At 70.8% G+C, this 18,364-nt stretch carries 18 protein-coding genes; 17 read left to right on the top strand and 1 reads right to left on the bottom strand.

Features of this window, described 5'->3' with window-relative positions:
• Nucleotides 1-78 precede the first annotated feature (78 nt).
• The 3 genes from ACIRBY_RS35860 to nusB are packed head-to-tail and all read left to right on the top strand — an operon-like array spanning nucleotide 79 to nucleotide 2,248.
• Nucleotides 79-1,185 (top strand): aminopeptidase P family protein, encoded by a 1,107-nt coding sequence (locus ACIRBY_RS35860; RefSeq protein ID WP_403908706.1) that lies wholly within the window; start codon nucleotides 79-81, stop codon nucleotides 1,183-1,185.
• Nucleotides 1,186-1,244: 59 nt separating this feature from the next.
• Nucleotides 1,245-1,811, top strand: a complete 567-nt coding sequence (gene efp / locus ACIRBY_RS35855; RefSeq protein WP_403908703.1) for an elongation factor P — start codon at nucleotides 1,245-1,247, stop codon at nucleotides 1,809-1,811.
• A 2-nt stretch (nucleotides 1,812-1,813) separates the two neighbouring features.
• Nucleotides 1,814-2,248 carry a transcription antitermination factor NusB gene (gene nusB / locus ACIRBY_RS35850; protein ID WP_403908700.1) on the top strand — a complete coding sequence of 145 codons (435 nt, stop codon included), beginning with the start codon at nucleotides 1,814-1,816 and terminating at the stop codon, nucleotides 2,246-2,248.
• A gap of 160 nt (nucleotides 2,249-2,408) precedes the next feature.
• Here the strand turns inward: nusB and bldD are convergent, their stop codons facing one another.
• Nucleotides 2,409-2,909: a transcriptional regulator BldD gene (gene bldD / locus ACIRBY_RS35845; RefSeq protein ID WP_007263032.1), complete on the bottom strand. Its 501-nt coding sequence runs from the start codon at nucleotides 2,907-2,909 to the stop codon at nucleotides 2,409-2,411.
• Nucleotides 2,910-3,137: 228 nt separating this feature from the next.
• Here bldD and pyrR point away from each other — a divergent pair, with 228 nt between their 5' ends.
• The 14 genes from pyrR to metK form a co-directional block, all read left to right on the top strand.
• Nucleotides 3,138-3,725, top strand: a complete 588-nt coding sequence (gene pyrR / locus ACIRBY_RS35840) for a bifunctional pyr operon transcriptional regulator/uracil phosphoribosyltransferase PyrR (RefSeq protein WP_403908697.1) — start codon at nucleotides 3,138-3,140, stop codon at nucleotides 3,723-3,725.
• Nucleotides 3,726-3,831: 106 nt separating this feature from the next.
• A complete protein-coding gene (locus ACIRBY_RS35835; RefSeq protein ID WP_403908694.1) occupies nucleotides 3,832-4,812 on the top strand; it encodes an aspartate carbamoyltransferase catalytic subunit in 981 nt (326 codons plus the stop codon).
• Between the two features lie 2 nt (nucleotides 4,813-4,814).
• Nucleotides 4,815-6,107 (top strand): dihydroorotase, encoded by a 1,293-nt coding sequence (locus ACIRBY_RS35830; protein ID WP_403908691.1) that lies wholly within the window; start codon nucleotides 4,815-4,817, stop codon nucleotides 6,105-6,107.
• Nucleotides 6,104-6,685, top strand: a complete 582-nt coding sequence (locus ACIRBY_RS35825) for a hypothetical protein (RefSeq protein WP_403908688.1) — start codon at nucleotides 6,104-6,106, stop codon at nucleotides 6,683-6,685. The genes ACIRBY_RS35830 and ACIRBY_RS35825 overlap by 4 nt, the downstream gene beginning before the upstream one ends.
• Nucleotides 6,682-7,821, top strand: coding sequence for a glutamine-hydrolyzing carbamoyl-phosphate synthase small subunit (gene carA, locus ACIRBY_RS35820; protein WP_403908685.1), 1,140 nt, complete (start codon nucleotides 6,682-6,684; stop codon nucleotides 7,819-7,821). Before ACIRBY_RS35825 ends, carA begins: the two co-directional genes overlap by 4 nt.
• Nucleotides 7,814-11,122: a carbamoyl-phosphate synthase large subunit gene (gene carB / locus ACIRBY_RS35815; RefSeq protein WP_403908682.1), complete on the top strand. Its 3,309-nt coding sequence runs from the start codon at nucleotides 7,814-7,816 to the stop codon at nucleotides 11,120-11,122. Before carA ends, carB begins: the two co-directional genes overlap by 8 nt.
• Nucleotides 11,123-11,209: 87 nt before the next feature.
• Complete coding sequence (locus ACIRBY_RS35810) at nucleotides 11,210-12,319, top strand: quinone-dependent dihydroorotate dehydrogenase (RefSeq protein WP_403908679.1); 1,110 nt, start codon at nucleotides 11,210-11,212, stop codon at nucleotides 12,317-12,319.
• A complete protein-coding gene (pyrF, locus tag ACIRBY_RS35805) occupies nucleotides 12,316-13,167 on the top strand; it encodes an orotidine-5'-phosphate decarboxylase (RefSeq protein ID WP_403908677.1) in 852 nt (283 codons plus the stop codon). Before ACIRBY_RS35810 ends, pyrF begins: the two co-directional genes overlap by 4 nt.
• A 282-nt stretch (nucleotides 13,168-13,449) precedes the next feature.
• Entirely contained in the window at nucleotides 13,450-13,773 is a 324-nt protein-coding gene (locus ACIRBY_RS35800; protein WP_030234009.1) for an integration host factor, read from the top strand.
• Nucleotides 13,774-13,834: 61 nt separating this feature from the next.
• Nucleotides 13,835-14,398 (top strand): guanylate kinase, encoded by a 564-nt coding sequence (gmk, locus tag ACIRBY_RS35795; protein WP_042809918.1) that lies wholly within the window; start codon nucleotides 13,835-13,837, stop codon nucleotides 14,396-14,398.
• 28 nt (nucleotides 14,399-14,426) lie between these two features.
• Nucleotides 14,427-14,699, top strand: coding sequence for a DNA-directed RNA polymerase subunit omega (gene rpoZ, locus ACIRBY_RS35790; protein WP_004948662.1), 273 nt, complete (start codon nucleotides 14,427-14,429; stop codon nucleotides 14,697-14,699).
• 112 nt (nucleotides 14,700-14,811) lie between these two features.
• Nucleotides 14,812-16,011, top strand: a complete 1,200-nt coding sequence (locus tag ACIRBY_RS35785; protein WP_403908675.1) for an RNA-guided endonuclease InsQ/TnpB family protein — start codon at nucleotides 14,812-14,814, stop codon at nucleotides 16,009-16,011.
• A 72-nt stretch (nucleotides 16,012-16,083) separates the two neighbouring features.
• Nucleotides 16,084-17,310, top strand: a complete 1,227-nt coding sequence (gene coaBC / locus ACIRBY_RS35780; protein ID WP_403908673.1) for a bifunctional phosphopantothenoylcysteine decarboxylase/phosphopantothenate--cysteine ligase CoaBC — start codon at nucleotides 16,084-16,086, stop codon at nucleotides 17,308-17,310.
• A gap of 194 nt (nucleotides 17,311-17,504) precedes the next feature.
• Nucleotides 17,505-18,364, top strand: an 860-nt coding sequence (gene metK, locus ACIRBY_RS35775; RefSeq protein ID WP_403908671.1) for a methionine adenosyltransferase, incomplete at its 3' end; no start/stop codon positions are given.

Raw genomic sequence — 18,364 nt, 5'->3', positions numbered from 1 at the left:
CGCGCGGGAGGGGACGCCCCGGCCCGTCCGGACGCGCTCGCCGGGCCGGATGCGCGGGGCGCTCGTACGCTCGAAGACATGTCAGACGTGTACGCGGCCCGCAGGGGCCTGCTCCGCGAGCGCTGCGCCGCCGCGGGCAACTCCGCCGCCCTGATCACGCGTCCGGCGAACGTCCGCTACCTCGCCGGGGCGTCCCCGCTGGGCGCCGTCCTGCTGGTCGGGCCCGCCGATGACGAGCTGTTCTGCGCCGCCGCCCCCACCGGCGAGGTCGACGAGGGGCGGCTGGACGAGGGGCTGGCGCTCAGTCTGCTGGGCGGCCCCGGCGCGGATCCGGCCGTGGCCGCGGCCGACCGCGCCGCCGCCGTGCTCGCGGACTCCCTCGCCGTCGAGGAACACCACCTCACCGTCGCCCGGCACCGCGCCGTGCGCTCCGTCGCCCCCCGGCTGCGCCTGGCCGACCTGGGCACCGCCGTGGAGCAGCAGCGGCTGGTCAAGGACGAGGAGGAGATCGCCTGCCTGCGCATCGCCGCCGAGATCGCCGACCAGGCCCTCGGCGAGCTGCTGGAGTCGATCCTGGTCGGGCGGACCGAACGCCACCTGGCCCTGGAGCTGGAGCGCAGGCTCGTCGACCACGGCGCCGACGGCCCGGCCTTCCCGACCTCCGTCGGCACCGGCCCGCACTCCGGCCGCTCCCGGCACCGGCCCTCGGACCGGCGGGTGGAGGAGGGCGACTTCCTGTCCGTCTGCCTCGGCGCGAACTACCGGGGCTACCGCTGCGAGATCGGCCGCACCTTCGTGATCGGCACCACGCCGGCCGACTGGCAGATCGAGCTGTACGACCTGGTCTTCGCCGCCCAGCGGGCCGGCCGGGAGGCGCTGCTGCCCGGGGCCGCCTACCGCGAAGTGGACCACGCGGCGCGGTCCGTACTGGACTCGGCGGGGCACGGCGAGGCCCTCGCCGGGTGCATGGGACACGGGGTCGGCCTCGAAATCGACGAGGACCCGCAGCTTGCACCTACGGCAATGGGTAAACTGGACGCTTGCGTGCCGGTCACCGTCGAACCGGGGGTTCACCTCCCGGGCCGGGGAGGTGTCCGGATCGATGACACGCTCGTCGTGCGCCCCGAGGCGGACGGCGGTCCCGAGCTACTCACCATTACGACCAAGGAGCTGCTCGCACTGTAGTCCGCTGTGCCGGGCTGGGTGCGCCTCCCTGGTCTTCCAGTGCAGGAGATTCCGCAACCGTGGCTTCCACGAACGACCTCAAGAACGGCATGGTGCTCAAGCTCGACGGTGACCAGCTCTGGTCCGTCGTCGAGTTCCAGCACGTCAAGCCCGGCAAGGGCCCGGCCTTCGTGCGCACCAAGCTCAAGCACGTGCTCTCCGGCAAGGTCGTCGACAAGACCTTCAACGCCGGCACGAAGGTCGACACCGCCACGATCGACCGCCGTGACATGCAGTTCTCGTACATGGACGGCGACTACTTCGTCTTCATGGACATGCAGACCTACGACCAGCTGATGGTCGACCGCAAGGCCGTCGGCGACACCGCCAACTTCCTCATCGAGGGCTTCACCGCCTCCGTGGCCCAGCACGAGGGCGAGGTGCTCTACGTCGAGCTCCCGGCCGCCGTCGAGCTGACCATCGAGCACACCGACCCGGGCGTCCAGGGCGACCGCTCCACCGGCGGCACCAAGCCCGCCAAGCTGGAGACCGGCCACGAGATCCAGGTCCCGCTCTTCGTCACCACCGGCGAGAAGATCAAGGTCGACACCCGCACCAGCGCCTACCTCGGCCGGGTGAACAGCTAACCGTGGCTGCCCGGAGCAACGCGCGCAAGCGCGCCTTCCAGATCCTCTTCGAGGCCGACCAGCGCGGCGTCCCCGTGCGCGAGGTCCTCGCGGACTGGATCCGGCACGCGAATGCGGACGTCCGGCAGCCGCCGGTCAGCGCCTTCACGATGGACCTCGTCGAGGGGTACTCCGAGAAGGTGAACCGCATCGACGACCTGATCGTCACCTACGCCGTGGACTGGGAGCTCGACCGCATGCCGGTCGCCGACCGGAACATCCTGCGGCTGGGCGCCTACGAGCTGATCTGGGTCGACGAGACCCCGGACGCCGTGGCGATCGACGAGGCGGTGCAGCTGGCGAAGGAGTTCTCCACGGACGACTCGCCGGCGTTCGTCAACGGCCTGCTGGCCCGCTTCAAGGACCTGAAGCCGAGCCTGCGCCGCGGCGAGGGCTGACGCGCGCACCGCGCACACACGGAAGGGCCCGCAACGTCCGCGTTGCGGGCCCTTCCGTGTGCGCGCCGCGTGCGGGACACGAAAAACCGGCGGGTGCCGGGACCCTGGGGTCCCGGCACCCGCCGGTACGTTTCTGCTGGTGGCCGACCCCGGCCGGGGACTAGATGTCCTCGTGGGCCACGGCGCGGCGCGCGTCGGCGTCGAGGACGCCCCAGCTGATCAGCTGCTCGGTCAGGACCGAGGGGGACTGGTCGTAGATGACGGCCAGGGTGCGCAGGTCGTCCTGGCGGATCGACAGCACCTTGCCGTTGTAGTCGCCGCGCTGGCTCTGGATGGTCGCGGCGTAACGCTGGAGGGGACCGGCCTTCTCGGCGGGCACGCCCGCCAGGCGCTCCAGGTCGAGGCGCAGCTTCGGCGGCGGCTCGGCGGCTCCGCCCGGGGTCGTGCCCGGGAGCAGCTCCTGGACCGGAACCCCGTAGAAGTCCGCCAGCTCGGCCAGGCGCTGGACGGTCACGGCGCGGTCCCCGCGCTCGTACGAACCGACCACCACGGCCTTCCAACGGCCCTGGGACTTCTCCTCGACACCGTGGAGGGAGAGGCCCTGCTGGGTGCGGATGGCGCGGAGCTTGGCCCCGAGCTGTTTGGCGTATTCGCTGGACATAACGCTCCCGGACGCTGTGACGTGCGGCTCCGCCGCGCGGCTGGTAACTCACTGTGAGGTTACGCAGCGTTACGTGGATGCGTCAAGCCGAATGGTCATCGACGCCCTCGTACGGGGCGGAGCGCGGGCCCCGGTGCGCAGGTGTCCGCGGGGTCCTGGTACCGTGGACGGCGTACATCAGACGTCCTTTAAGGTCCGTCCCGTGAGGCGGAGAAGGAGGTCCTCTTCATGGACAGCCAGGTTTCCCAGGTCTCTCCCGATGAAGCGATGCGCCCCGTGCTGGAGGCGCAGGACATCGCCCGGGTGCTGACCCGTATCGCCCACGAGATCGTCGAACGCGCCAAGGGCGCCGACGACGTGGTGCTCCTCGGCATCCCCACCCGCGGTGTGTTCCTCGCCCGCCGGCTGGCCGCCAAGCTCGAGGAGATCACCGGGACGAAGATCCCGGTCGGCTCCCTCGACATCACCATGTACCGCGACGACCTGCGGATGAAGCCCGCCCGCGCCATCGGCCGCACCGAGATCCCCGGTGACGACATCGACGGCCGCCTCGTGGTCCTCGTGGACGACGTCCTCTTCTCCGGCCGCACCATCCGGGCCGCCCTCGACGCGCTCGGCGACCTCGGCCGTCCCCGCGCCGTCCAGCTCGCGGTCCTCGTCGACCGCGGCCACCGCGAACTTCCGATCCGCGCCGACTACGTGGGCAAGAACCTGCCCACGTCGCTGCGGGAGACCGTCAAGGTCCAGCTCCAGGAGGAGGACGGCCGCGACGCCGTACTGCTCGGCCAGCGGACCGTCCAGGCAGCAGCGCAGTAGCCCACCCCGGGTACGGGGCCCCGAGGCGGGGTCCGTGCCCCGGCCTGCCCTGCCCGCACCACCGTCAGCCCCGCCTGCCTGCCCTCCCGACTTACGGAGCACCCAGATGAAGCGCCACCTCATCTCGGCCGCCGACCTCACGCGCGACGACGCCGTCCTCATCCTCGACACCGCCGAGGAAATGGCCCGCGTCGCCGACCGGCCGATAAAGAAGCTGCCCACCCTGCGCGGCCGCACGATCTGCAACCTGTTCTTCGAGGACTCGACCCGCACCCGGATCTCCTTCGAAGCCGCCGAGAAGCGCCTCTCCGCCGACGTCATCAACTTCGCCGCGAAGGGCTCCAGCGTCTCCAAGGGCGAGTCCCTCAAGGACACCGCCCAGACCCTGGAGGCCATGGGCGTCGACGCGGTCGTCATCCGCCACCACGCCTCCGGCGCCCCCTACCGGCTCGCCAACTCCGGCTGGATCGACGCCCCGGTGATCAACGCCGGCGACGGCACGCACCAGCACCCCACCCAGGCCCTGCTCGACGCGTTCACCATGCGCCGCCGCCTGGTCGGCCGGGACGCCGGGCTCGGCAAGGGCCTCGACGGCCGCCGGATCACCCTCGTCGGCGACGTCCTGCACAGCCGCGTGGCCCGCTCCAACGTCGACCTGCTGCACACCCTCGGCGCCGAGGTCACCCTGGTGGCCCCGCCCACCCTGGTGCCGGTCGGCGTCGAGAACTGGCCCTGCGAGGTCTCCTACAGCCTGGACGACGTGCTGCCGAAGTCCGACGCGGTCATGATGCTGCGCGTGCAGCGCGAGCGGATGAACGCCGCCTTCTTCCCCACCGAGCGCGAGTACTCCCGCCGCTACGGCCTGGACGCCGCCCGCATGGCGCGGATGCCCGAGCACGCCATCGTGATGCACCCCGGCCCGATGGTCCGCGGCATGGAGATCACCGCCGAGGTCGCCGACTCCGACCGCTGCACGGTCGTCGAGCAGGTCGCCAACGGCGTCTCGATCCGCATGGCCGTCCTGTACCTGCTGCTCGGAGGCTCCGAGCCCGCCGTCACCACGTCCCGCACCGAGGAGAACAAGTAACCATGAGCAAGATCCTTATCCGCGGTGCGCAGGTCCTCGGCGGCGAGGCGCAGGACGTCCTGATCGACGGCGAGACCATCGCCGAGGTCGGTACCGCTCTGTCCGCCGACGGCGTCGACACGGTCATCGAGGCCGAGGGGCAGATCCTCCTCCCGGGCCTCGTCGACCTCCACACCCACCTGCGCGAGCCCGGCCGCGAGGACTCCGAGACCGTCCTGACCGGCACCCGCGCCGCCGCCTCCGGCGGCTACACCGCCGTCTTCGCGATGGCCAACACCTTCCCGGTCGCCGACACCGCCGGCGTCGTCGAGCAGGTCTGGCGCCTGGGCAAGGAGTCCGGCTACTGCGACGTGCAGCCCATCGGCGCCGTCACCGTCGGCCTGGAGGGCAAGAAGCTCTCCGAGCTCGGCGCCATGCACGAGTCCGCCGCCCGCGTCACCGTCTTCTCCGACGACGGCAAGTGCGTGGACGACGCCGTGATCATGCGCCGCGCCCTGGAGTACGTGAAGGCCTTCGGCGGCGTCGTCGCCCAGCACGCCCAGGAGCCCCGCCTCACCGAGGGCGCCCAGATGAACGAGGGCACCGTCTCCGCAGAGCTCGGCCTGGGCGGCTGGCCGGCCGTCGCCGAGGAGTCGGTCATCGCCCGCGACGTCCTCCTCGCCGAGCACGTCGGCTCCCGCGTGCACATCTGCCACCTCTCCACCGCCGGCTCCGTCGAGATCGTCCGCTGGGCCAAGTCCCGCGGCATCGACGTCACCGCCGAGGTCACCCCGCACCACCTGCTCCTCACCGACGAGCTGGTGCGTTCGTACAACCCGGTCTACAAGGTCAACCCGCCGCTGCGCACCGAGCGCGACGTGATGGCCCTGCGCGAGGCGCTCGCCGACGGCACGATCGACATCGTCGCCACCGACCACGCCCCGCACCCGCACGAGGACAAGGACTGCGAGTGGGCCGCCGCCGCCATGGGCATGGTGGGCCTGGAGACCGCGCTCTCCGTCGTCCAGCAGACGATGGTGGAGACCGGCCTGCTCGACTGGGCGGGCGTCGCCGAGCGCATGTCCGTGGCCCCGGCCCGCATCGGCGGCCTGTCCCACCAGCACGGCCGGCCCGTCTCGGCAGGTGAACCCGCGAACCTGACCTTGGTCGATACCTCGTACCGTGGTGTCGTGGACCCCGCACACTTCGCCTCCCGCAGCCGCAACACGCCTTACGAGGGCCGTGAGCTGCCGGGGCGCGTCACTCACACCTTCCTGCGGGGCCGGGCAACGGTCGTGGACGGGAAACTCGCGTGACACCTGCAGTAATCCATCTGGCCGCCGAGGCCGCCGAACGACACTCGGCGGAGGTGACGGACTGGGGCGCCCGCATCGCGTGGGTGGCCGGTCTGCTCGTCTTCATCGCGTTCGTGTACTGGCTGATGCGGCAGGGCTGGAAATGGCGCGGCACCCTGCAGAGCGATCTGCCGGAACTGCCCGCCGCCCCCGGCGGCCTCCCCGAGCACCGGCTGGCCCTGACCGGCCGGTACCACGGGTCCACCACCGCCGGGCAGTGGCTCGACCGGATCGTCGCCCACGGTCTGGGGGTGCGCAGCCGCGTGGAGCTCACCCTCACCGACGCGGGCCTCGACGTGGTCCGTCCGGGTGCCACCGACTTCTTCGTACCGGCCTCGCAGCTGCGCGGCGCCCGCCTCGACAAGGGAATCGCGGGCAAGGTACTCACCGAGGGCGGTCTGCTCGTCGTCACCTGGGCGCACGGCGACAAGCTGATCGACTCCGGATTCCGCTCCGACCGTGCGGCCGAGCACGCCGCCTGGGTCGAGGCCATCAACTCCATGAACACATCCATCACGACGGAAGGCGCCGAACGATGACGACCTCCACCAGGGGAGCGAAAGCTCCCGCCGTACTCGTCCTGGAGGACGGCCGGATCTTCCGCGGCCGCGCCTACGGCGCAGTGGGGGAGACCTTCGGCGAGGCCGTGTTCTCCACCGGCATGACCGGCTACCAGGAGACCCTCACCGACCCGTCGTACCACCGGCAGGTCGTCGTGATGACCGCCCCCCACGTGGGCAACACCGGCGTCAACGACGAGGACCCCGAGTCCTCCCGCGTCTGGGTCTCCGGCTACGTCGTGCGCGACCCCGCGCGCATCCCGTCCAACTGGCGCTCGCAGCGCTCGCTGGACGAGGAGCTCGTCAAGCAGGGCGTCGTGGGCATCAGCGGCATCGACACCCGCGCCCTGACCCGCCACCTGCGCGAGAGCGGCGCCATGCGCGTCGGCATCTTCTCCGGCGGGGCGATCGCCGACGACGCGGCCCTGCTGGCGAAGGTCCAGGCGCAGCCGCAGATGAAGGGCGCCAACCTCTCCGCCGAGGTCGCCACCAAGGAGGCGTACGTCGTCCCCGCGATCGGCGAGAAGCGCTTCACCGTCGCCGCCGTCGACCTCGGCATCAAGGGCATGACCCCGCACCGGATGGCCGAGCGCGGCATCGAGGTCCACGTGCTGCCCGCCACCGCCACCGTCGAGGACGTGTACGCGGTGAACCCGGACGGCGTCTTCTTCTCCAACGGCCCGGGCGACCCGGCCACCGCCGACGGCCCCGTCGCCGTCATGCAGGGCGTCCTGGAGCGCAAGACCCCGCTCTTCGGCATCTGCTTCGGCAACCAGATCCTGGGCCGCGCGCTCGGCTTCGGCACCTACAAGCTGAAGTACGGCCACCGCGGCATCAACCAGCCGGTCCAGGACCGCACCACCGGCAAGGTCGAGGTCACCGCGCACAACCACGGCTTCGCCGTCGACGCGCCCCTCGACAAGGTCTCCGAGACCCCCTTCGGCCGCGCCGAGGTCTCCCACGTCTGCCTGAACGACGACGTCGTCGAAGGCCTCCAGCTGCTCGACCAGCCGGCCTTCAGCGTCCAGTACCACCCCGAAGCGGCCGCCGGCCCGCACGACGCCGCGTACCTCTTCGACCGCTTCGTCAGCCTTATGGAGGCCGAGCGTGCCTAAGCGCACCGATATCCAGTCCGTCCTGGTCATCGGCTCCGGCCCGATCGTCATCGGCCAGGCCGCCGAGTTCGACTACTCCGGCACCCAGGCCTGCCGCATCCTCAAGGCCGAGGGCCTGCGGGTCATCCTGGTGAACTCCAACCCCGCGACGATCATGACCGACCCGGAGATCGCCGACGCCACGTACGTCGAGCCGATCACCCCCGAGTTCGTCGAGAAGATCATCGCCAAGGAGCGCCCCGACGCGCTCCTGCCCACCCTCGGCGGCCAGACGGCCCTGAACACGGCCATCTCCATGCACGAGCAGGGCGTGCTGGAGAAGTACGGCGTCGAGCTCATCGGCGCCAACGTCGAGGCCATCAACAAGGGCGAGGACCGCGACCTCTTCAAGGGCGTCGTCGAGGCCGTCAAGGCCAAGATCGGCCACGGCGAGTCCGCCCGCTCGGTCATCTGCCACTCGATGGACGACGTCCTGGCGGGCGTCGAGACCCTCGGCGGCTACCCCGTCGTCGTGCGCCCCTCCTTCACCATGGGCGGCGCCGGCTCCGGCTTCGCCCACGACGAGGACGAGCTGCGCCGCATCGCCGGCCAGGGCCTCACGCTCTCCCCGACCACCGAGGTGCTCCTGGAGGAGTCCATCCTCGGCTGGAAGGAGTACGAGCTGGAGCTGATGCGCGACACCAAGGACAACGTGGTCGTCGTCTGCTCCATCGAGAACTTCGACCCGATGGGCGTCCACACCGGCGACTCCATCACCGTCGCCCCGGCGATGACCCTCACCGACCGCGAGTACCAGCGGCTGCGCGACATCGGCATCGCGATCATCCGCGAGGTCGGCGTGGACACCGGCGGCTGCAACATCCAGTTCGCGATCAACCCGGACGACGGCCGCGTCATCGTCATCGAGATGAACCCGCGCGTCTCCCGCTCCTCGGCGCTCGCGTCGAAGGCCACCGGCTTCCCGATCGCCAAGATCGCCGCCAAGCTGGCCATCGGCTACACGCTGGACGAGGTCCCCAACGACATCACCGAGAAGACGCCGGCCTCCTTCGAGCCGACCCTCGACTACGTCGTCGTCAAGGCCCCGCGCTTCGCCTTCGAGAAGTTCCCGGCCGCCGACGCCACCCTCACCACCACCATGAAGTCGGTGGGCGAGGCCATGGCCATCGGCCGCAACTTCACCGAGGCCCTCCAGAAGGCCCTGCGCTCCCTGGAGAAGAAGGGCTCGCAGTTCACCTTCGTCGGCGAGCCCGGCGACAAGGAGGAGCTGCTGCGCGTCGCGGTCCGCCCGACCGACGGCCGCATCAACACCGTCATGCAGGCCATCCGCGCCGGCGCCACCCAGGCGGAGGTGTTCGAGGCCACGAAGATCGACCCGTGGTTCGTCGACCAGCTCTTCCTGATCAAGGAGATCGCGGACGAGCTCGGCTCCGTCGAGAAGCTGGAGCCCGAGATCCTGGCCGAGGCCAAGCGCCACGGCTTCTCGGACGCCCAGATCGCCGAGATCCGCGGCCTGCGCGAGGACGTCGTCCGCGAGGTCCGCCACGCCCTCGGCGTCCGCCCGGTCTACAAGACGGTCGACACCTGCGCCGCCGAGTTCGCCGCGAAGACCCCGTACTTCTACTCGTCCTACGACGAGGAGTCCGAGGTCGCCCCGCGCACCAAGCCCGCGGTGATCATCCTGGGCTCCGGCCCGAACCGCATCGGCCAGGGCATCGAGTTCGACTACTCCTGCGTCCACGCCTCCTTCGCGCTCAGCGAGGCCGGCTACGAGACCGTGATGGTCAACTGCAACCCCGAGACCGTCTCGACGGACTACGACACCTCCGACCGCCTGTACTTCGAGCCGCTGACGCTCGAGGACGTGCTGGAGATCGTCCACGCCGAGTCGCTCGCCGGCCCCATCGCCGGCGTCGTCGTCCAGCTCGGCGGCCAGACCCCGCTGGGTCTCGCCCAGGCGCTCAAGGACAACGGCGTCCCGGTCGTCGGCACCTCGCCCGAGGCCATCCACGCCGCCGAGGACCGCGGCGCCTTCGGCCGGGTCCTGGCCGAGGCCGGCCTGCCCGCCCCCAAGCACGGCACCGCCACCACCTTCGCGGGCGCGAAGGCGATCGCCGACGAGATCGGCTACCCGGTCCTCGTCCGCCCGTCCTACGTGCTCGGCGGCCGCGGCATGGAGATCGTCTACGACGAGACCCGCCTGGAGTCGTACATCGCGGAGTCGACCGAGATCTCCCCGACCCGCCCCGTGCTGGTCGACCGGTTCCTCGACGACGCCATCGAGATCGACGTGGACGCCCTCTACGACGGCGAGGAGCTCTACCTCGGCGGCGTCATGGAGCACATCGAGGAAGCCGGCATCCACTCCGGCGACTCGGCCTGCGCCCTGCCCCCGATCACCCTCGGCGGCTACGACATCAAGCGCCTGCGCGCCTCCACCGAGGCCATCGCCAAGGGCGTCGGCGTCCGCGGCCTGATCAACATCCAGTTCGCGATGGCGGGCGACATCCTCTACGTGCTGGAGGCCAACCCGCGCGCCTCCCGGACCGTGCCCTTCACCTCGAAGGCCACCGCCGTCCCGCTCGCGAAGGCCGCCGCCCGCATCGGGCTCGGCGCCACCGTCGCCGAGCTGCGCGCCGAGGGCATGCTGCCCAAGGAGGGCGACGGCGGCACCCTGCCGCTGGACGCGCCGATCTCCGTCAAGGAGGCCGTCATGCCGTGGTCGCGCTTCCGCGACATCCACGGCCGCGGCGTCGACACCGTCCTCGGCCCGGAGATGCGCTCCACCGGCGAGGTCATGGGCATCGACTCGGTCTTCGGCACCGCGTACGCCAAGTCCCAGGCCGGCGCCTACGGCCCGCTGCCGACCAAGGGCCGCGCCTTCATCTCGGTCGCCAACCGCGACAAGCGCTCGATGGTCTTCCCGGCCCGCGAGCTGGTCGCGCACGGCTTCGAGCTGCTGGCCACCTCCGGCACCGCCGAGGTCCTCAAGCGCAACGGCATCAACGCGACCGTCGTGCGCAAGCTCAGCGAGGGCGAGGGCCCCAACGGCGAGAAGACCGTCGTCCAGCTCATCCACGACGGCCAGGTCGACCTGATCGTCAACACCCCGTACGGCACCGGCGGCCGCCTCGACGGCTACGAGATCCGCACGGCCGCCGTGGCGCGCGGCGTCCCGTGCCTGACGACGGTCCAGGCGCTCGCCGCCGCCGTCCAGGGCATCGACGCGCTCGGCCGCGGCGAGGTCGGCGTGCGCTCCCTCCAGGAGCACGCGGAGCACCTGAACGCCTCCCGCGACTAGCAGCCCGTAGGGGAGAGGGGGACACCGGACGCGCGATCCGCGCCGGGTGTCCCCCTCTTCATGAGCGCAGAAGGGACTTTTCGGACGATGTACAAACTGTTCTTCAACCTGGTCTTCAAGCGGATGGACCCCGAGCAGGCCCACTACACGGCCTTCCGCTGGATCCGCCTCGCCGCCCGCACCCCGGTGCTGCGCACCTTCGTCGCCGCGGCCCTGGCCCCGCGCTACGCGGGGCTGCGCACGGAGGCCCTGGGCCTGCGCATGCACGGCCCCTTCGGGCTCGCGGCCGGCTTCGACAAGAACGCCGTCGCCATCGACGGCATGGCGATGCTCGGCTTCGACCACGTCGAGATCGGCACCGTCACCGGCCAGGCCCAGCCCGGCAACCCCAAGAAGCGGCTCTTCCGCCTGGTCCCCGACCGCGCGCTGATCAACCGCATGGGCTTCAACAACGAGGGCTCCGAGGCCGTCGCCGCCCGCCTGGCGGCCCGCAACCCGGTCTTCAGGACCGTGGTCGGCGTCAACATCGGCAAGACCAAGGCGGTCCCGGAGGCCGAGGCCGCCGCCGACTACGTGGTCTCCACCGAGCGCCTCGCCCGCCACGCCGACTACCTGGTCGTCAACGTCTCCTCGCCGAACACCCCGGGCCTGCGCAACCTCCAGGCCACGGAGTCCCTGCGGCCGCTGCTGACCGCCGTCCGGGAGGCCGCCGACCGCTCGGTGGCCGGCCGCCGCGTCCCGCTGCTGGTCAAGATCGCCCCGGACCTCGCCGACGAGGACGTGGACGCGGTCGCCGACCTCGCCCTGGAGCTGGGCCTGGACGGCATCATCGCCACGAACACCACCATCGCCCGCGAGGGCCTGGGCCTGAAGTCCGACCCGGCCCTCGTCAAGGAGACCGGCGGACTCTCCGGCGCCCCGGTCAAGGAGCGCTCCCTGGAGGTCCTGCGCCGCCTGTACGCCCGTGTGGGCGACCGGATCACCCTGGTCGGCGTCGGGGGCATCGAGAACGCCGAGGACGCCTGGCAGCGCATCCTGGCGGGCGCCACCCTGATCCAGGGCTACAGCGCCTTCATCTACGAGGGCCCGTTCTACGCCCGCGCCATCCACAAGGGCCTGGCCGCGCGCCTGGCCGCCAGCCCGTACGCGACCCTGGCCGAGGCCGTGGGCGCCGAGACCCGAAAGGCCGCCCAGTGACCTCCCAGACCCCTGTGACCCCCTTCGGGGCCCGTCTGCGCGCCGCCATGGACGCGCGCGGCCCCCTGTGCGTCGGCATCGACCCGCACGCCGCCCTGCTGGACTCCTGGGGCCTGGCCGACGACATCGCGGGGCTGGAGCGGTTCTCCCGCACCGTCGTCGAGGCGCTCGCCGACTCGGTGGCGGTCTTCAAGCCGCAGGCCGCCTTCTTCGAGCGCTTCGGCTCGCGGGGCGTGGCGGTGCTGGAGCGGACCGTGGCCGACGCCCGGGCGGCCGGGACCCTGGTCGTCATGGACGCCAAGCGCGGCGACATCGGCTCCACGATGGCCGCGTACGCCTCCGCCTTCCTGGACCCCTCGTCCCCGCTGTTCTCGGACGCCCTGACGGTCTCCCCGTACCTGGGCTACGGCTCGCTGAAGCCGGCCGTGGACCTGGCGCGCGCGTCCGGCGCCGGCCTGTTCGTCCTGGCCCTCACCTCCAACCCGGAGGGCGCCGAGGTCCAGCGTGCGGTGCGCGGGGACGGCCGCTCGATCGGGGCGACCATGCTGGCGCACCTGGCGGCCGAGAACGCCGGGGCGGACCCGATGGGCTCCTTCGGCGCGGTGGTCGGGGCGACCCTCGGCGACCTGTCCTCCTTCGACCTGGACATCAACGGTCCGCTGCTGGCCCCCGGCATCGGCGCCCAGGGCGCGACCGCGGCCGACCTCCCGGCGGTCTTCGGCGCGGCCGTGGGCAACGTGGTCCCGAACGTCTCCCGGGGCGTCCTCGGGCACGGACCGGACGCCGACGCCCTGCGGGCCTCCGCGAAGCGGTTCGCGGACGAGATCCGCGAGGCGGTCGCGGGCTGATCGGACGGGTCGCGGACCGGCGCGGAGCACGGGCTGTCGAGAATCGAACGTCTTTCGCCGGACAAAACCGGGGTAGTTTGTCCGTGATGTACGGTTCAGTGGAGGCTGACCAGGACTTTTCGTCCGTTCTCGCTGACTGGAGCGGCCTTGGCCGCTAGTCTCCGACCAGAGTGAACGCGCAGCGAGGCAGTTCCATCGCTGTTCGGGAGCTCGCCCGGCGTGGTGCCCGAGGGCTCCCCGCCGGTCCGTATCCGACAGTTCGACATCCGAGGTGACGTAGGCGTGGCTCTTCCGCCCCTTACCCCTGAACAGCGCGCAGCAGCGCTCGAAAAGGCCGCCGCGGCTCGCCGGGAGCGGGCCGAGGTGAAGAATCGACTCAAGCACTCCGGCGCCTCCCTCCACGACGTCATCAAGACGGGCCAGGAGAACGACGTCATCGGCAAGATGAAGGTCTCCGCCCTTCTCGAGTCGCTGCCCGGCGTGGGCAAGGTCCGCGCCAAGCAGATCATGGAGCGCCTCGGCATCTCCGAGTCCCGGCGTGTCCGAGGTCTCGGTTCCAACCAGATCGCCTCCCTGGAGCGTGAGTTCGGCGGTAGCGGCGCCTGAGGCGTCGCCCGAAGTTCTCCCGGCGTTCTCAGGCAGTCCCGAGAACCTGGATAATTGCTCCATGGCAGCAGAGGTTCGTCCGCGGCTGACCGTGCTCTCCGGCCCTTCGGGGGTCGGCAAGAGCACGGTCGTCGCGCATATGCGCAAGGTCCACCCCGAGGTCTGGCTCTCGGTGTCGGCCACCACCCGCAAGCCGCGGCCCGGTGAGCGACACGGAGTCCAGTACTTCTTCGTCAACGACGACGAGTTCGACAAGCTGATCGCCAACGGCGAGCTGCTGGAGTGGGCCGAGTTCGCGGGCAACCGCTACGGCACACCGCGCGGCGCGGTACTGGAACGCCTCGACAACGGCGAACCGGTGCTGCTGGAGATCGACCTCCAGGGCGCCCGGCTCGTCCGCGAGTCGATGCCCGACGCCCAGCTGGTCTTCCTCGCCCCCCCGAGCTGGGACGAGCTGGTCCGCCGGCTCACCGGCCGGGGCACCGAGTCGCCCGAGGTCATCGAGCGGCGGCTCGACACCGCCAAGGTCGAGCTCGCTTCCGAGTCCGAGTTCGACACCACCCTGGTCAACACCTCCGTCGAGGACGTAGCACGTGAGCTGCTAGCCTTGATGGCAGTTGTCTGATCTTTTATCCATCTTCGGAAGGTAGAGCGTGTCCTCTTCCATCACCGCGCCCGAGGGCATCATCAACCCGCCGATCGACGAGCTGCTCGAGGCCACGGACTCGAAGTACAGCCTCGTGATCTACGCGGCCAAGCGTGCGCGTCAGATCAACGCGTACTACTCGCAGCTCGGTGAGGGCCTGCTGGAGTACGTCGGCCCGCTGGTGGACACCCACGTCCACGAGAAGCCGCTCTCGATCGCGCTGCGCGAGATCAACGCGGGTCTGCTGACCTCCGAGGCCATCGAGGCCCCGGCCCAGTAAGGCACGACATCGTCACCACAGGCCCGGCAGCACGGCTGCCGGGCCTGTGGTGTGTCAGCGGACTCGGGCCACGGATTGACCTCTCACACGCTGACTTACTAGCTTGTGAGACGTGGCCACCACTCATGTGAAGCGGGCGTTCAAATACCGCTTCTATCCGACGGATGCGCAGGCGGCCGAGCTGTCGCGCACGTTCGGGTGTGTGCGGAAGGTGTACAACATGGCGCTGGCCGCGCGGACGGAGGCGTGGGCGCGCCAAGAGCGGGTCAATTACAACCAGACGTCGGCGATGCTCACGGCGTGGAAGAAGACCGAGGAGCTCGCCTACCTCAACGAGGTGTCGTCGGTTCCGCTCCAGCAGGTGCTCCGGCATTTGCAGACGGCATTCGCCGACTTCTTCGGGAAGCGGGCGAAGTACCCGCGTTTCAAGACTCGGAAGAAGTCCCGGCGATCGGCCGAGTACACCACGAGCGCGTTCAAGTACCGGGACGGCCGGCTGACGCTCGCCAAGATGGACGCCCCACTGGCGATCGTGTGGTCTCGGCTGCTGCCCGAGGGTGCGCAGCCCTCGACGGTGACCGTCTCGCAGGACGGCGCCGGGCGCTGGTTCGTGTCCCTCCTGTGTGAGGATGCCACCGTCAAGGCGCTGCCGCCGGTGCCGACGGCGGTGGGCATCGACGTGGGCTTGACCCACCTGGCCACCTTGTCGACCGGCGAGAAGATCGCCAACCCCCGGCACGAGCGTCGTGACCGGGCCCGTCTCGCCCTCGCTCAGCGGCGTCTGGCGAAGAAGGCCAAGGGTGACGGCGCCAACCGGGCCAAGGCCCGGAGGAAGGTCGCGAAGATCCATGCCCGCATCGCGGACCGGCGACGGGACCACCTGCACAAGCTGACCACCCGACTCGTGCGTGAGAACCAAACGCTCGTGATCGAGGACCTGACCGTCCGCAACATGGTCAAGAACCGGAGCCTTGCCCGCGCCATCGGCGATGCGGCGTGGGCTGAGTTCCGGTCGATGCTGGAGTACAAGGCGCGGTGGTGCGGCCGGACCGTGGTCGCGGTCGACCGCTGGTTCCCGTCCTCCCTGCTGTGCTCGAACTGCGGCGCCCTCGCGGGGAGGCTGCCGCCGAACGTCCGGGTGTGGACGTGTGCCCGCTGCGGAGCGACCCACGACCGGGATGTGAACGCAGCACGGATTCTTCTGGCCGCCGGGCTGGCGGTGACAGCCTGTGGAGCTGGTGTAAGACCTCAGCGGAGTACTCCGGGCGGGCGACCGGCTGTGAAGCAGGAAATCCCACGGCGAGAGCCGTAGGAATCCCCTCCTTCGGGAGCGGGAGGAAGCCAAAAGGTACGACGCAATCGATCTCATCTCGCGGGAGAAGCAGTGGACAAGCCGAAGGTCGTGCTGGGGGTCAGCGGCGGGATCGCCGCGTACAAGGCGTGCGAGCTGCTGCGCCGGCTGACCGAGTCCGGGCACGAGGTGCGGGTGGTGCCCACGGCGGCGTCCCTGAACTTCGTCGGCGAGGCCACCTGGGCCGCGCTCTCCGGCAACCCGGCCTCCACCGAGGTCTGGGAGAGCGTCGACGAGGTGCCCCACGTGCGGATCGGCCAGAGCGCCGACCTCGTCGTCGTCGCCCCCGCCACCGCCGACATGCTGGCCAAGGCCGCCCACGGCCTGGCCGACGACCTCCTCACGAACACCCTGCTCACCGCCCGCTGCCCGGTGGTCTTCGCGCCCGCGATGCACACCGAGATGTGGGAGCACCCCGCCACCCAGGAGAACGTCGCCACCCTGCGCCGCCGCGGGGCCGTGGTCATCGAGCCCGCCGTCGGGCGGCTGACCGGCAAGGACACCGGCAAGGGGCGGCTGCCCGACCCGGAGGAGATCTTCGAGGTCTGCCGCGCCGTCCTCGCCCGCGGCGCGGCCGCCCCCGACCTGGCCGGACGGCACGTGGTCGTCAGCGCCGGAGGCACCCGCGAGCCCCTGGACCCGGTCCGCTTCCTCGGCAACCGCTCCTCCGGCAAGCAGGGCTACGCGCTGGCCCGCACCGCCGTGGCGCGCGGGGCCCGGGTCACCCTGGTGGCCGCCAACACCGCGCTGGCCGACCCGGCCGGGGCGGACGTCGTACGGGTCGGCACGGCCCTCCAGCTGCGCGAGGCGGTGCTCAAGGCGGCCGCCGACGCCGACGCCGTGGTGATGGCCGCCGCCGTGGCGGACTTCCGGCCCGCCGCCTACGCCGACGGCAAGATCAAGAAGCAGGAGGGGCGCGAGCCCGACCCGGTGGCCCTCGTGCGCAACCCCGACGTCCTCGCGGAGATCTCCGCCGAGCGGGCCCGGCCGGGCCAGATCGTCGTCGGATTCGCCGCCGAGACCGACCACGTGCTCGACAACGGCCGGGCCAAGCTCCGTCGCAAGGGGTGCGACCTCCTCGTCGTCAACGAGGTCGGTGAAACCAAGACCTTCGGATCCGAGGAGAACGAAGCTGTGATCCTGTCGTCCGACGGCGGTGAGGTGCAAGTTCCCTATGGTCCGAAGGAGGCTCTGGCGGATGTGATCTGGGACCAGGTCGCGGGCCGCCTGACGCCCGCGAGCGGGTCCCGACCTGCCTGAGCGTCGCCCTTCTCGATCGGAAATCCGTACGCCAGAATGGAGTGCCGCAGGTCACACGGCTCCCATAGGGCGAGACGGGTGGTCCGGCAAACGGTGGCGACCGATAAACTGCATCTGGAACGTGATCGGGCGCAGCCCCCGGTATCGTTCCGCCAAATGATCAGCCAGCAGCCGCTGCAACCCCAGGGAGCATTGTGTCCCGTCGTCTGTTCACCTCGGAGTCCGTGACCGAGGGTCACCCCGACAAGATCGCTGACCAGATCAGCGACACGATCCTCGACGCCCTCCTCGCCGAGGACCCGACCTCGCGCGTGGCCGTGGAGACCCTCATCACCACCGGCCTGGTGCACATCGCGGGCGAGGTGACGACGAAGGCGTACGCCCCGATCGCGCAGCTCGTCCGCGACAAGATCCTCGAGATCGGCTACGACTCCTCGAAGAAGGGCTTCGACGGCGCCTCCTGCGGCGTGTCGGTGTCCATCGGCGCCCAGTCCCCGGACATCGCCCAGGGTGTCGACACCGCCTACGAGTCCCGCGTCGAGGGCGACGAGGACGAGCTCGACAAGCAGGGCGCGGGCGACCAGGGCCTGATGTTCGGCTACGCCTGCGACGAGACCCCCGAGCTGATGCCGCTGCCGATCCACATCGCGCACCGGCTCTCGCGCCGCCTGTCCGAGGTCCGCAAGAACGGCACCATCCCGTACCTGCGCCCCGACGGCAAGACCCAGGTCACCATCGAGTACGACGGCGACAAGGCCGTGCGCCTGGACACCGTGGTCGTCTCCACGCAGCACGCCGCGGACATCGACCTGGACTCGCTGCTCGCCCCCGACATCCGCGAGTTCGTCGTCGAGCACGTGCTCGCGCAGCTCGTGGAGGACGGCATCAAGCTGGACACCGAGGGCTACCGGCTGCTGGTCAACCCGACGGGCCGCTTCGAGATCGGCGGTCCGATGGGTGACGCGGGCCTGACCGGCCGCAAGATCATCATCGACACGTACGGCGGCATGGCCCGCCACGGCGGCGGCGCCTTCTCGGGCAAGGACCCGTCGAA

This window comes from Streptomyces sp. NPDC096136 (assembly GCF_044763325.1).
Lineage (GTDB): Bacteria > Actinomycetota > Actinomycetes > Streptomycetales > Streptomycetaceae > Streptomyces.
The sequence above is the reverse complement of the archived record's forward strand: the minus strand, read 5'-3'. Positions and strand labels throughout refer to the sequence as shown.